This window comes from Staphylococcus sp. M0911 (genome assembly GCF_003491325.1).
GTDB lineage: Bacteria > Bacillota > Bacilli > Staphylococcales > Staphylococcaceae > Staphylococcus > Staphylococcus warneri_A.
The window spans coordinates 14,030-29,024 of sequence record NZ_CP022881.1 but is presented as its reverse complement, the minus strand read 5'-3'; the positions used below and the strand labels follow the sequence as shown (position 1 = coordinate 29,024).

The 14,995-nt window shown below is 35.0% G+C and carries 12 protein-coding genes, 2 tRNA genes and 1 riboswitch; all 14 genes read right to left on the bottom strand.

The features are described from left to right. Positions 1–291: 291 nt before the first annotated feature. The 14 genes from ssp1_RS00120 to ssp1_RS00050 all read right to left on the bottom strand — a co-directional run bounded on the left by ssp1_RS00120 (position 292) and on the right by ssp1_RS00050 (position 14,952). Complete coding sequence (locus ssp1_RS00120; protein ID WP_118828047.1) at positions 292–1,083, bottom strand: two-component system regulatory protein YycI; 792 nt, start codon at positions 1,081–1,083, stop codon at positions 292–294. Then, positions 1,084–2,421 (bottom strand): two-component system activity regulator YycH, encoded by a 1,338-nt coding sequence (gene yycH / locus ssp1_RS00115; RefSeq protein WP_075778537.1) that lies wholly within the window; start codon positions 2,419–2,421, stop codon positions 1,084–1,086. After that, positions 2,414–4,240: a cell wall metabolism sensor histidine kinase WalK gene (walK, locus tag ssp1_RS00110; protein ID WP_002451566.1), complete on the bottom strand. Its 1,827-nt coding sequence runs from the start codon at positions 4,238–4,240 to the stop codon at positions 2,414–2,416. The genes yycH and walK overlap by 8 nt, the downstream gene beginning before the upstream one ends. A 12-nt stretch (positions 4,241–4,252) precedes the next feature. Further along, positions 4,253–4,954 (bottom strand): response regulator YycF, encoded by a 702-nt coding sequence (gene yycF / locus ssp1_RS00105; protein ID WP_002451565.1) that lies wholly within the window; start codon positions 4,952–4,954, stop codon positions 4,253–4,255. Positions 4,955–5,424: 470 nt separating this feature from the next. Then, a tRNA-Asp gene (locus ssp1_RS00100) sits at positions 5,425–5,497 on the bottom strand. 7 nt (positions 5,498–5,504) lie between these two features. Continuing rightward, positions 5,505–5,579: transfer RNA gene (locus ssp1_RS00095), tRNA-Glu, on the bottom strand. Positions 5,580–5,784: 205 nt separating this feature from the next. Then, positions 5,785–7,068, bottom strand: a complete 1,284-nt coding sequence (locus ssp1_RS00090) for an adenylosuccinate synthase (RefSeq protein ID WP_002451564.1) — start codon at positions 7,066–7,068, stop codon at positions 5,785–5,787. Between the two features lie 286 nt (positions 7,069–7,354). Further along, a complete protein-coding gene (gene dnaB, locus ssp1_RS00085) occupies positions 7,355–8,755 on the bottom strand; it encodes a replicative DNA helicase (RefSeq protein WP_002451563.1) in 1,401 nt (466 codons plus the stop codon). A 31-nt stretch (positions 8,756–8,786) separates the two neighbouring features. Next, positions 8,787–9,233: a 50S ribosomal protein L9 gene (rplI, locus tag ssp1_RS00080; RefSeq protein WP_002466410.1), complete on the bottom strand. Its 447-nt coding sequence runs from the start codon at positions 9,231–9,233 to the stop codon at positions 8,787–8,789. Beyond that, positions 9,230–11,197 (bottom strand): DHH family phosphoesterase, encoded by a 1,968-nt coding sequence (locus tag ssp1_RS00075; protein ID WP_002451561.1) that lies wholly within the window; start codon positions 11,195–11,197, stop codon positions 9,230–9,232. The genes rplI and ssp1_RS00075 overlap by 4 nt, the downstream gene beginning before the upstream one ends. Before the next feature lie 14 nt (positions 11,198–11,211). After that, positions 11,212–12,150, bottom strand: coding sequence for a YybS family protein (locus ssp1_RS00070; RefSeq protein ID WP_107536242.1), 939 nt, complete (start codon positions 12,148–12,150; stop codon positions 11,212–11,214). A gap of 544 nt (positions 12,151–12,694) precedes the next feature. Then, positions 12,695–13,660 carry a homoserine O-acetyltransferase MetX gene (gene metX, locus ssp1_RS00060; RefSeq protein ID WP_075778541.1) on the bottom strand — a complete coding sequence of 322 codons (966 nt, stop codon included), beginning with the start codon at positions 13,658–13,660 and terminating at the stop codon, positions 12,695–12,697. A gap of 65 nt (positions 13,661–13,725) precedes the next feature. Beyond that, positions 13,726–13,831, bottom strand: a riboswitch (SAM riboswitch). A gap of 102 nt (positions 13,832–13,933) precedes the next feature. Next, the gene (locus ssp1_RS00055; protein WP_002451558.1) at positions 13,934–14,263 is read right to left on the bottom strand and encodes an AzlD domain-containing protein; all 330 of its coding nucleotides are present in this window, start codon (positions 14,261–14,263) and stop codon (positions 13,934–13,936) included. After that, positions 14,260–14,952, bottom strand: a complete 693-nt coding sequence (locus ssp1_RS00050) for an AzlC family ABC transporter permease (protein ID WP_049424832.1) — start codon at positions 14,950–14,952, stop codon at positions 14,260–14,262. The genes ssp1_RS00055 and ssp1_RS00050 overlap by 4 nt, the downstream gene beginning before the upstream one ends. Positions 14,953–14,995 lie beyond the last annotated feature (43 nt).

Genomic DNA, 14,995 nt, shown 5'->3' with positions numbered 1-14,995 from the left:
CACATGCGTATTGACTCATGTGTTCAAATTAAGCTTTAGAGGTATACATGAACTAAAGTTCATGCATAAAACCGTCTAAGTAATAAATTACAAAGACGGTCTAATGTATCAAGCTTTTTTCTTTTCTAGTCAACCTTACCGGAGCAAGACTAATCATAATAATTCTATAATTGACGGCTTTCGAAAAGCAGAGTTATCGGCAGAAGTACTCACAGCTCGACAAAATTTGAAAAACAATTTTGCTCGCCGTTTCGATTCTGCTCAAACTCTAAACGCTTTTCTACAGACCTTTTACTTGTCTATTACTTTGGGATTAGTGCTTGTGGCTTCGACGTAATAAGTCTGTGTGCTGTCTTTGCCGTTGTGTTTGACTTTGATTTCCCAGTTAGGTTGTAGTAGTTGCACGTTTGTTTCTTTAACGACTGAATAGTAGCCTAAACGTGCGTCTATCACTTCATCATGACGTTTGAGGTAACGGTTGTAATATAAAGCTTCTATAGCCTTTCTCGGGCCTATGACTTGGTTTTTACTACTGTTTGATCCTTTAGCCGCTTCAATGTTGTCCATCATTGTCTGTTTGTAGCTTGTTGCTTTGCCATTATCTATATTGAAGCTAAGTCTAGCTTTACTGTTATTCATAATTGGGTAACCTTGATAGGTTTGCTCAAAAGTCATTGTATCTGAACCGAGTTTACTCAATTGATAATATTTACCTTTATAAACATTGTCTTTCATGTAATTCTTAATATCTTTAAGGTTTTTATCACTGACGTTAACGGTACTACAGATATCGCCATCAAGTAACTTTCCTGATTCCGATGCGCTCAAGCTTGAACGTTCTTTGGCATAACTTGAGAAATCTTTAGATTCTGCTGTGATTTGTTGCATCTGCGTATCTTTCACATCTTTGTTCAAGACGTCTTCAGGGACTTTAATTTCTTCTTGTTGGAAGTTTACGCGATTATCGCTTTCCGCTTCATTAATTTGTGATTTATTTACTTTATCAATATAAATCACGACGAGGAAGATGTTTACAAGAATAAATACGAAAATGAATAAGGTCTTGGTCAATTTCCAGTTCATTTATTCTAGCCCCCCATCTTTATACGCATACCACTTACCGTCATATTCGACATACCAACGAGGTGTAAACTCACTATTGCGTTGCACTTCGATATCATCATTGTTAGGTCGATCATCCATATCATAACCTACCGCGATGTTAGTCACACGCTCGAAGTCGATATTACTATTGTTAGCAAGTCCTGAACGAACAGATTCAGCACTTTCAAGTGACTTTTTATCACCACTATTCAAGATTACATCCGTTCTTAGCAATGAACGTCGATAATCAAAGACGCCTTTTTCACCCCAAGTGACTTGAATCTCATTTAAATCTTGTTTGTTAAACGTAGGGTAACCATTTAAGAAGCGTTGATATGTTAATTCACCACTCATATTATCTGTACTAAACAGACGGTAGTCTTCGCCTAAGAAACCACCGTGAGCATTGAGGAATTCGAATGTCCCACCAATAGTATCTTCCATGTTAGTTGAACTCTTCTCATCTTCTGATAAGTTTCTATAATGATATTTCTCACTCTTATCATTGTAATTGGCTACACCTGTATTATTGTTGTAAGTTGTCACTCCACTTTGTGCACTTCTCACAATCGTTGAATCATTGAATAATACGGAATTCATTTTTTCAACGTTAATAATATTGAATACCATACGATATGTCTTAATATCTTTTGGCTTTTTAGGCGCAAAAATGTGTGTGGCTTTATCAATTGTTTCTTTATTAGTAATGATTTCAGTATATTTCTCCATATCTGGTTTCAGATTAGTTAATGATTGATTAACATCTTGACCTTTAACAGATGTCTTCATTTTAACGACTTGATGTCTATCTTTACTAATTGCATATAACACGACGCGTCCTTCATGGTCTTGATCTATAAGTAGTCGATTAAAGTTAAAATGACGCGGTGTCTTAGCATCAATATCTAAAATTTGGCTTAAATATGTTGATAACGGTAGATCATACGTAAAATCAAGAACGATAAAATTATCACTCAGTTCTGGAATAATTAAATTGTGATTTCGTTTTAAATGTTGTACTGAGACAATATCTTTATCTTTTAAAGGACTAATTATATTCGAAATAGCATGTCCTGTTGCGGGCATACCTTCTGTTTTCTCACCATTAGAATGAATAATTTGAAACGGTGTGATGGTACTATCCATTTTAGCCGTTCCTGGTCTACTAATGGGTTTAGTGTTGTCTCTCTTATTCTCTGGTGTACTATCTGCATTAGATAAATCAGGCGAGAAATTCCAAACCATATAAGTTAAGACGATACTCATTAGCACGAGTAAGACGAGGATAATCGTTTTGATGTGTTCTTTACTATTCATCCCAATCACCGTCTTCAATGATTTCGCATGGTAGTGTTATGAAGATAGATGTACCTTGGCCTTCCACACTATTGGCCCAAATACGACCGTTATGTGCTTCAACAATTTCTTTTGAGATGGCTAGTCCAAGACCTGTACCACCCATTTTACGTGTACGTGCTTTATCGACACGGTAGAATCTATCGAAAATTTTATCTACTTTATTAATAGGGATACCGATACCATTATCTTTAATACGAATTGTCATTCTATTGTAAAGTGCATTTTGTTTCACGTGGAACTCGACGCGTTTATCACCACGAGAATATTTCATTGCATTAGTAATGACGTTATCAAATACTTGCGTCATCTTATCAGGGTCTATTTCAGCGAAAATCGTTTGTTGTGGAATTTCACGAACAAATGTTGTATCTTTAGCAGCCATTTCATGTCGGTTAATAATCTTATTAATAAACATGTTAAAGTCGACGATTTCTTTGGTAATTTGATCTGATTCATTATCCATTTTAGATAATTGAAGTAAGTCGTTAACAAGTCGAATCATACGTTCTGTTTCTTCACGTGTTACGGATAAGAATTGTGGTGCTAAGTTATCATCTTTCCAAGCACCTTCTTCAAGTGCCTCAATATAACTGTTCATAGAAGTTAATGGTGTACGTAATTCGTGTGATACGTTAGCTACGAATTCACGACGTTCACGTTCTACTTGTTGTTGTTCTGTTACATCATGTAATACGGCGATGTAACCTGTCACAAAGCCTGTTTCTTGAACAATCGTACTGAAGTTTACACGCGCAATGATGCCTTCTTCTTCGTTAATATCTAATAAAAAGCTGTCATTATTTTCTTGAATTTCATCTAATGAGAATTCTTCTTCTAAATTCAATACACTTAGCATGTAATAACCAATAAGGTCTTCTTTAGCCATGCCTAGCATTTTAAGTGCCATATCGTTGGCAATACGGACACGTCCACGTCTATCTGTCGCTAAGATACCATCACTCATATGTGTGATAACAGAGTCTAAACGACGTTTCTCACTTTCAGTATTTGCTTGTGCTTCTTGTACCCTCTTGGATAAATTATTGAATGCAAGTGCGAGTTCACCGATTTCGTCATTACCATAGATTTTAACACGTTGCGTATAGTTACCTTTAGACATCTCGACTGTCTGGTTACGCATGTCGGTAATAGGTTTGGTAATGGTTCGCGCAATGAAGAACCCGAGTATCACAGTAATAAATAATGAAATAGCGGTACCTACGATAAAGATTTGGTTAATATTGTTAAGTTGGTTATATACATCATTGATTTTCGATTCTATGTAAATATTACCTATCGTTTGTTTATCAACTTTAACTGGTATGTTATAAACCCAAACCCGTTCCTTACCATTACCATAGTCTTTTAACACCATATGGTTGTTACTTTGACCAAGTGATAATGCCTTTTGAACAGAACTATCGTTGGCTTTTTGATTGATTAAATCGCGGTTAGACTGCTTAGTTGTTGCCATAATAATTTGGTCTTTGTCTATAAAGCGGATTTCACCAATTTCTTGACGGTTGGCATACTCGCTCAAAAGATTTTGTATATCCTTTTGAGCGTTGACCGAACCTTTTTCGTTATATACTTTTTCAATGCTTACATCTAATTGTTTTGCATATTGTGTAATGTTCTTTTTAAAATTATCGAGTAATTCCTTTTCCAAACTATTAGTAAAATATAGACCAATAATTTGCATACCAATAATAATCAGTAAGACATAGACAATGACCAGTTTCGTGTGAAGGGATTGGAGTTGTTTTAGCCACTTCATTCAACTAAACCTCTAATCATGTTGTTGGAGGAAGTATCCAACGCCTCTACGTGTCACGATGTATTCTGGGTGTGATGGATCGTCTTCGATTTTTTCACGTAAACGGCGAATCGTTACGTCTACAGTACGTACATCTCCAAAGTAATCATAACCCCACACAGTTTGTAATAAATGTTCACGTGTCATTACTTGGCCCATATGTTTAGAAAGATAATGGAACAACTCAAATTCACGGTGTGTTAACTCGATGTCATCACCACGTTTTTTAATTGAATACGCATCTGGATAAATGACGATATCTTTAATAGAAATTTCATTTGTTGCGTCATTGACTTCTTGCGCTGGTTGAGAATAATGACGACGTAAGTTTGCTTTTACACGTGCAATTAATTCGCGTGTACTAAATGGTTTCGTCACATAGTCATCTGCACCTAATTCTAATCCTAAAACTTTATCAATTTCAGAATCTTTCGCAGTTAACATGATGATAGGCATTTCGAATTTTTTACGTACTTCACGACAGACTTCCATGCCGTCTCTACCAGGTAACATAATGTCTAATAATACGATGTCTGGTTCTTCCTCATAAATTAAATCTACAGCGTCGTTACCATCGTACGCACAAAATACATCGTATCCTTCTTTTTTAAGATTAAATTCTAAAATATCAGCAATTGGTTTTTCATCGTCGACTACCACAACTTTTCTAGCCATATATATAAACCTCATTTCTCAAAGTATAATTCTACCGTTCGACTTATCTTAATTCGTATCGATTGAGACCTTTCACGAGGCTCAAACGCATGTGCTTTTTCAACACAGTTACTACTATCTAATTTACCATTTATGAACGGTTAATTCTATTTTTGTATAAAAAATTATAGAATAATATTATATATAAGTTTACCACCAAAATTCTATATCACAAAATAAGTTGAATGCTTTCAGTAAGCTGAGAATTCAAAAGATATTAATTTCATAATTTTGTAATATTAAAATTTAGTATAAAACCGATTAATTCAATGTTTTTCATTTGTTTCTAACGATAATTGGGGAAATGTTAAGTTTCGATTGCCAAATGTCATCGACTTGTAAAATGGGGAACAATCATTAAATAAAGTGGCATTACTTTCATTGATAATAAAAGGACATAAAAAAATGCCTACCCTCTTGGGTAGGCAATACGGTCTCGACGGGAATCGAACCCGCGATCTCCTGCGTGACAGGCAGGCGTGTTAACCGCTACACTACGAGACCTAAAAAATGGTGACTCCTACGGGACTCGAACCCGTGTTACCGCCGTGAAAGGGCGGTGTCTTAACCGCTTGACCAAGGAGCCGTTCTTAAGCACAAGATAGATTATAGCACAGCCAATATTTGAATGACAAGATATTTTTTACATAATTTTAACATTATTTGTAATTAGGACTGAGACAGTAATCATAAAGCACCATTGATGCGTTATTTTGTAGTATATTCAAGCATTTTTCCCATAAAAAAACCGTTAAATGATTGTTACATCATTTAACGGCTATCGGTATTAATTACCATAATTTTTCTAATAAGTTTGTTTGTTCACGATCTGGACCTACTGAGAAGATTGAAATGCGTACGCCACATAATTCAGAAATACGTTCTAAATATTTGCGTGCATTTTCAGGAAGTTCTTCTAAAGTGCGGCAACCTGTAATATCTTCCGTCCAACCTGGTAACTCTTCGAAGATTGGTTTACAACGTTGTAATTGATCTAAGTTAGCTGGGTATTCAGTAATTTCTTTACCATCTAATTCATATGCTGTACAGATTTTAACTGTATCTAAACCTGTTAACACATCAATTGAGTTGATTGATAAGTCTGTAATACCACTTACACGGCGTGAATGACGTAATACTACTGAATCGAACCAACCTACACGACGTGGACGACCAGTTGTTGTGCCGTATTCACGACCAACTTCTCTAATATGATGACCATCTTCATCAAATAATTCTGTAGGGAATGGACCATCACCAACACGTGATGTATAAGCTTTACATACACCAATGACTTTAGATACGTATGTTGGACCTACACCAGTACCTACTGTAACGTTACCTGCTACTGGGTTACTTGAAGTGACGAATGGATATGTACCGTGATCGATGTCTAACATCACACCTTGGGCACCTTCGAATAGTACTTTTTCATCTGCAACAATTGCGTCGTCTAAGATTTTAGGTGTATCTGTAACAAATTCTCTTAAACGTTGACCTGCAGCATAATATTCTTCAAATATATCATCGAAGCTTGGACATGTTTCATTAAACATACCTTTGAAATATGCATTTTTATGTTCAATATTTTGTTTTAATAGTCTTTCGAATGTTTCTTTTTCGACTAAGTCTCCCATACGGATACCAATTCGTTGTGCTTTATCTACGTATGCTGGGCCGATACCTTTTTTAGTTGTACCGATTTTATTATCACCGCGAAGACGCTCTTCATACTCGTCTTGTGCAATATGATAAGGTAAAATCACTTGAGCACGGTTAGAAATACGTAAGTTATCTGTTGAAATACCACGTTCATTTAAACCGTCTAATTCTTTAAGTAATGCAACTGGATCAACTACCACACCATTACCAATAACTGCTAATTTGTCTTTATAGAAGATACCTGATGGTACTAAATGTAATTTATATGTTTCTCCACCAAATTGGATGGTATGTCCTGCATTATTACCACCTGAAAAACGTGCAATCACGTCTGCTTGTTCTGCTAAGAAATCTGTAATTTTACCTTTACCTTCGTCTCCCCATTGTGTCCCAACTACTACGATTGATGACATAAGAGCACCTCCAAATTTTTCTCATTTAACCATGAAGTATTTTACCAATATAGATACTATAATGCAAATAAAAATCGAACATTGATTTCGTACAATCAAATTCATCTGTTTTTCTTTATAATGAAAGTCAAAATGTATATAAAACCTTTCATGACGGTATTTAAAATGTTTATTCGAAATTCCAAGACACATACTTAGTGGTTTTTAAATACCTTTATACAAAACAAAAACCGTACAATAAAACATAATGTTTGTTTATTGTACGGAAAATATGTTTAAAAATATTTTATGACATTTCTGCATGAGCATAATCTATATCAGTAAATTTGTTGTATTGTTTCATAAAGTGTAATTTCACGGTACCTGTCGGGCCGTTACGTTGCTTAGCGATGATAATTTCAATTTCACCGTTATCATCATTAGTTTGTGGCTCAAAGCTTGAATCATCATCGTCATCCTCATCTTCGCCACGATTATAATAATCATCACGATATAAGAAGGCAACAATATCAGCATCTTGCTCGATAGACCCTGATTCACGGATGTCACTCATCATCGGACGTTTATCTTGACGTTGTTCAACACCACGAGATAACTGACTCAGTGCGATGACAGGACATTCTAGCTCACGTGCAATAGCTTTAAGCGTACGTGAAATTTCAGATACTTCTTGTTGACGGTTATCTGAGAAGCGTGAACCACTACCTTGAATTAATTGTAAATAGTCAATCACAATCATGTCTAAACCGTGTTCTTGTTTAAGTCGACGACATTTAGATCGTAAGTCATTGATTCGAATACCTGGCGTATCATCAATAAATATTTTTGTTCGAGATAGTTTACCAACTGCAATCGTGAATCGGTTCCAATCCTCTTCGGTCATTGTACCGGTTCTTAATCGGTTTGAGTCAACGTTACCTGAACTACATATCATACGTGTTGCTAATTGGTCTGCACCCATCTCAAGAGAGAAGATACCTACTGTATATAAATCCTCATGTGTCGCTACCTTTTGGGCAATATTAAGTGCGAAGGCAGTCTTACCAACAGATGGTCGTGCAGCTAAAATGATTAAGTCATTTCGGTTAAAACCTGCTGTCATTTGGTCTAAATCTCTATAACCTGTTGGAATACCCGGTGTTTGACCACTATTTTGATCGAGTTCCTCAGCAGTTTCATACACTTGTCCTAATACATCTCGAATATCTTTAAAACCATCGCTCTCACGTGTTGATGATAGCTCTAAAATACGTCGTTCTGCATCACTCAAGATCGTATCTAATTCTAACTCATCATTGTATCCGTCATTGGCGATACTATCAGCAGTCTGTATTAACTTACGTTTAAGCGCATGCTTAAATACGATATCAGTATAATATTGAACATTTCTTGTTGTAGGAACATTAGTAGATAATTCTGCAAGGTATTGCGGGCCACCCGCTTCACTCAAACTTCCTTCAGTCGTTAATTGATCCATTAACGTCACTACATCAATTTCTTTATTATCTTCATTTAAGTGCATCATCGCACGGAAAATATGTTGATGGGCGCCTCTATAAAATGACTCAGGAAGTAACACTTCCTGAGTTGTATTAATTAATTCCGGATCAATAATAATGGCACCTAAGACAGATTGTTCGGCTTCATTGCTATGTGGCATTTGATTTTGCTCGTACATACTATCCATTATTGATTACACCTCTATTTTCAATCCATCTTTATTGTTCTACTGTATGCACACGAATAGTACCTTCAACTTCTTTATCTAATTTAACAGGTACGTTTGTATAACCTAATGTGTGGATACCTTGTGGTAAATCCATTTTACGTTTATCTAATTTAATGTCATGTTGATCTTTAAGGGCTTGGGCAATTTGTTTCGTACTTACTGAACCAAATAATTTACCGCCTTCACCTGTTTTAGCAGATACTTCAACTTCGATGTTAGCTAATTTTTCTTTTAATGCTTTTGCATCATCAATTTCTTGTTGTCTGTCTGCTTCAGCACGTTTATTTTGTTGTTCTAATTGTTTTAAGTTACCAGGTGTAGCTTCAACGGCGTAATTATTTTTTAATAAGAAGTTATTTGCATAACCTACTGGTACGTCTTTAACTTCGCCTTTTTTACCTTTACCTTTAACATCTTGTGTGAAAATTACTTTCATGCGTCTTCACTCCTACTCATTTGTTCTGTTATTGCTTGTTGTAATTGTACGATGGCGTCTTCCACTGAGACACCTTTTAATTGTGTCGCTGCATTCGTCAAGTGACCCCCGCCACCTAGGGCTTCCATTGTTAATTGTACATTAACTGAACCTAATGAACGGGCTGAGATACCGACTAGGTTGTCTTCACGTTTGGCAACGACATATGAAGCTTCTATACCTTCTAAACTTAACAACTCATCGGCTGCTTGTGCAACTGTAACAGGATGATAAATTTTATCGTCTGAGCCATGTGCAATGGCAACACCGTTATCTTGTACTTCGACTGTTCTAATTAATTCAGAACGATTAATGTACGTATCCACATCATCTTTTAAGAAGTGTTGTGTAAGAATAGTATCGGCACCATGCGCTCGTAAATAACTTGCGGCATCGAACGTTCTTGAACCCGTACGTAATGTGAAGTTTCTTGTATCAACAATAATACCTGCATACATAACAGTAGATTCAAGACGTGTTAAACGCTGTTCAGTTGGTTGATATTCTAGCAACTCTGTGACAAGTTCGGCTGTTGAACTTGCATAAGGTTCCATATAAACCAGTAGTGGATTTGAGATAAAGCTTTCACCACGTCTATGATGGTCAATTACCACTTTACGATTTGCTTTGTTTAAGACATTTTCATCTAGAACCATTTCTGGTTTATGCGTATCAACGACAACAACCGTTGTTTTAGATGTCATCATATCCCATGCATCGTCAGATGTAATAAATCGTTCTTTAAGTTCTGGTTTCTTATCAATTTCATCCATGACACGACGTAATGTTGGATCGATATCAGATTCATTCAACACAACATATGCTTCTAGATTATTCATTAAAGCGAATCTAGACACACCGATGGCTGCACCAATGGCATCTAAGTCAGGTCGTTTATGTCCCATTACGATGACTTTATCGCCTTCGGTTAAGATATCTTTTAATGCGTGTGAGATAACACGTGCTCTTACACGTGTACGTTTTTCCATAGGGTCAGTCTTACCACCGTAGAAACGTACGTTGCCGTTCATGTTTTTAATAGCGACTTGGTCACCACCACGACCTAGTGCTAAGTCTAGACCTGATTGTGATAATTCACCTAAGTCGATAAGATTTTCAGTACCTTCACCGACACCAATACTTAATGTCAATTGTGCTCGGTAACCAACACTTTTCTCACGTAATTGACTTAAAATGTTGAAATTTGAGTCTTCGATTTCCGCTAAGATCTTTTGATTTAAATAGGCTACGAATTGGTCTGAATTATAACGTTTGAAATAAATATTATATTCTGATGCCCAACGACTAATCACACGTGTAACCATTGAGTTAATTTCAGAACGTTGTGTGTCATTCATGTTTTGCGTAATTTCATCGTAGTTATCTAAGAATAATGTTGCAATAATGGGTTTTGAATCTTCATATAATTGGTTCGTTTGCACTTCATCTGTAATATCGAAGAAGTATAAGCAATGTTCATTGCTTGAATAACGTACTCTATAATGATAATTTTCATGTTCAATCTCTACTTCTTGAACTTTCTCCAATTGCTTTAAGATATTAGGAAATATTTCGTTTACCGATTCTGAAATAACATTAGTTGTTAAATGTTCAGACATAAATTGGTTAACCCATTCAATATGGTCGTTCTCATCTAACACAATCATCCCGATCGGTAAGTGTTTAATCGCCTTATTACTACTTGTTGTAATATGACCACTTAAACCATCCACATAACTGTCCATTTTCATAAAAGCTTGTCTTAGCAAGAATCCACTAGCAATAATCATTACTAGTAATATTCCTGCAGCTATGCCTGCCACGATTTGGTTAAATATAAACCAAACGATGACTAATGCTATAGCAGTCAGTACCATTATGATAAATGGTATGAGCAAAGCTTTTTTAGTGGATTGACGGTTCATTCTTCCACCTCTCATCACTTTTTATTATTATTGTTCATTAGTTGTTTTAAATTGATACATAAATCGATGACACCTAATAACCCTACAATGTGAGTCATTGGCGTTAATAATGTCCCTATAACCATTAATATGATAGTTACTACATTCGGTAGTCGCTTCGCTTTTCCGAAGAAATGTATCACGCTCATCCCTTGAATGTACATCACTAATGATAACACAACTTCAAAGTTTAAGACGATACTCTGGAACGTACTTGGTTGGGTCGCAAACATTACACAAAGTAAATCAATAATATAGATTGTTAATAGCGTACGATTCATTTGCCAAGCGAATAGCGGCTTAAATATTGGCGTAGCTACTTTGAATTTGCGCAGGATTGGAAATGTTATGATCAGATTAATTAAAACGAAAAGAAAAACGATAATAATGAGATAACTAGGGAGTTGGACCGTCATTTGGCGGATACTTTCTTCAAGCATCTGTCTGTAATCAGCATCTGCTCCACTTGTTAATAACATGTTATGAACGGTTTCTTTAACAGGGTTAACTAATGCGGCTGCTCTTGGGATTTTATCAAATACTTGTAATAACATGAATCCTATCAATGTCATTAAACTTAGAGATACCGTTGTTACATATAAAATTCTTTCTTTTGTTGCTCTTTCCTTAAGTAATTGTCCAATGATTAAACTCGTTAAAATCACTAAAACCATTATACTTAAGACGAATGTATTACCTAATAATGTTGTAATTATAACTGTTACTAAGGCACTAATTCCAAATGACTGAATAGATTTGTTCCATAATACGACACCTGGGATTGTTGCAAATAAACATAAAATTAAGCCGAGAATAGGTAATACATGTGTTACTAAAGCGACTATCACTAATGCTAATGTACCTATCATAGTTGCTTTAGGTTGTATTTTTGAAAACACACACGCCACTCCCATACTTTTTTGACTATAATTACCATTTTAACCTCTTTGAAAAAAATAAACAATAAAGTACTACTGGTATTTATGTCGGTCAATTCCAGCAGTACTTTAGAGTGAAATAATCTATAGTTTTTACAAATTTTTAATTAAAATTCATTACGATAAACCTTTTAAAAGCAAGCATAGTAATATGAAAATCAAATCATTATTAATAGTAGAATTGGAAATATTACAATTAAATTAACTAGATTAATAAAACTACTTTTTAAAACAAATTCTTTCTTAGTTAGTAAATACATAATTAAGGAAAATATAAATAAAACACAACTAATAAAAAGGAAATATCTACATATATCTAATCCCTTTTCAGATAGATTATTGAAGTTGAATATTATTAATGATGCTATAACTATATAATTCAATGCATTTAATATAATTATCAATTGTTTCATCTCATAGCCACCTATTTAATTTCTCGATTTGTATTCTCTTTATATACTATACTTTTAACATCGATATTCAACCTTATAAAATTAACATTAGAACATGGTTTTAGTCATTATCGTCGAATATGTTTCGCATTTAAAAAGTGATATAAATTAGGCGCCCAATCTTCAAAGTTAAGTAAGAAACCATCGTGACCCACGTTATCTGGTACAAAGAAGTGTCTGTGATATTTAAAGCGTTGCCCTGTCGCTAATACTTGATCATCTGGATACAACAAATCATCTATGAATCCCATCGTTAATACCTTTGTGTCTAATGATTTAAACACTTCATCAACATCATCTCTACCTCTATCAATATTATGACTATCTAAGACGTCCAGCAGTGTTAAATAACATGATAAATCAAATGATTCTTTGAACTTATTACCTTGATGTTGTTGATAACTAACTACCTCTTCAGGCGTGAAGCGTTGATCATAACTTTTAGAAGAACGATAAGTTAAGAATCCTAATTGACGGGCAATACTTAAACCTTCTTTACCACCGATATGAATAGCTTGCCTAGCAATCTCATTAAAGGCACAACTGTACGATGAGGTTTTATCTGTAGCAGCAAGTATGACCGCTTTATCCACTTGGAATCGTCGGTTATAAAGTAATTCTAGTGCTTGCATACCTCCTAGACTACCACCGATTAAAATATCTATTTTATTAAATCCTAGTGCTTCTATCCCCTTCTCAAGTGCACGTACGATATCTCTTAATGTTAAATGATCTGGAAAATGTGGGTCATTATGCTTTGAACTTGAACCAAATGGACTCCCTATCACGTTGAATGTTAAAAATTGATAATCATTAATAGGTATATATCCGCCATCAATAATTTCACGCCACCAACCTGGATGTTCATCTGTACCATATGTAAGATGATTGCCAGTTAGTGCATGGCAAACTAATGCTAATGGTTGTCCAGGATAACCTACATGTTCATATGTTAATTTTAAATTTTGTATCGTTTCTCCTGACTCTGTCGTAAAATGGCCTAATTCTAATGTATCAACTGTATAATTCGACATATATGAATCCATCCTCCTTTAAATAAAAAAGCTTCTTACTCTATGAAAAGTAAGAAGCGGTTCAGTACTTATCATTCGAGTGCTCGTTGGTTTTAGCACCGTACTCGTATTCTTTGTAGCCGGTTGCTGAAGCGTCTATGGGCCAAGTCCCTCAACTTCTCTGAATAAGATTTTATGATTAAGTTTTGAATAAATACATTAATTATCTAAATTTTCTAACTACTTAAATTTTAACTAACTCATTTGCGAAATTCAATATATAGACCTTGATTTCTATAGAAAGAATCTCAACAGAGCGATAAATGCAATACCACCTAAAATCGTCCAGGTTAGACTTCTCGTATAGATGGCTAATAATATAGTTGGTATTAATGCAATAATGAATGGCACATTGAGTGTATAGCCTACACTACCCTCATGTTGTTGAATCAAACCGTCCAAGACGAGTGCTGTAAAAAGTGTAATTGGAATAAAGGATAACCATCGAATCAAAACGTCAGGTAAATTCACTCGTGAAATCATCATAAATGGAATCACTCTGACTAAAATCGTAACAATACCACATAGAATAATAATGATTAACATATGTTGATCTGTCATCATCTGTCCATCACCACCCCTAATGTAGAAGCGACAACCGCAGATATAATAATCGCTACATATGAAGGCATAACAAAGCTTAACGTTAACATCATCACAATGACACATAGAATAAGCACGAGATAGATGTTGATCTTAGACTTTTTAACAGATTCAAATTGAGCAATACCTAAAAATACAAACATAGCCGTAATCGCAAAATCTAATCCTAACATCTCTGGATTCGAAATATATTTGCCGAATATAGCACCAACTACACAAGAAAAGGTCCAAAACAAATATGCTGTAATGTTTAAACCGTGCAACCAACGATCATTAATAGGTTCTCCTTTTACATAAGGTGTGATGGCTACACCAAACGTTTCATCGGTCACTAAAGAACCAAGTCCAATTCGATTCCATAAACTATAAGACTTAAAATTAGGTGCTAACGTCATACTTAATAAAAACATACGTGAATTAACAATAAACGTTGTCAACACTATCGCTGTTATCGGTGTTCCAGCTATGACTAACGCACATATAATAAATTGCGCCGCACCAGCATAAATAATTAAACAAAGTAATATAATTTCTAATAAACTAAACTTTTGAGATGCAGCAACAATACCGAATGAAATACCAACACCTGCATATCCTAATAATGTTGGAATACATTCTTTAACACCTTGTCTAAATGTGAGATGGGTCATCTTGCCTCCCCTTTCTAGTACCAAATGCATTTACGTTTAAATA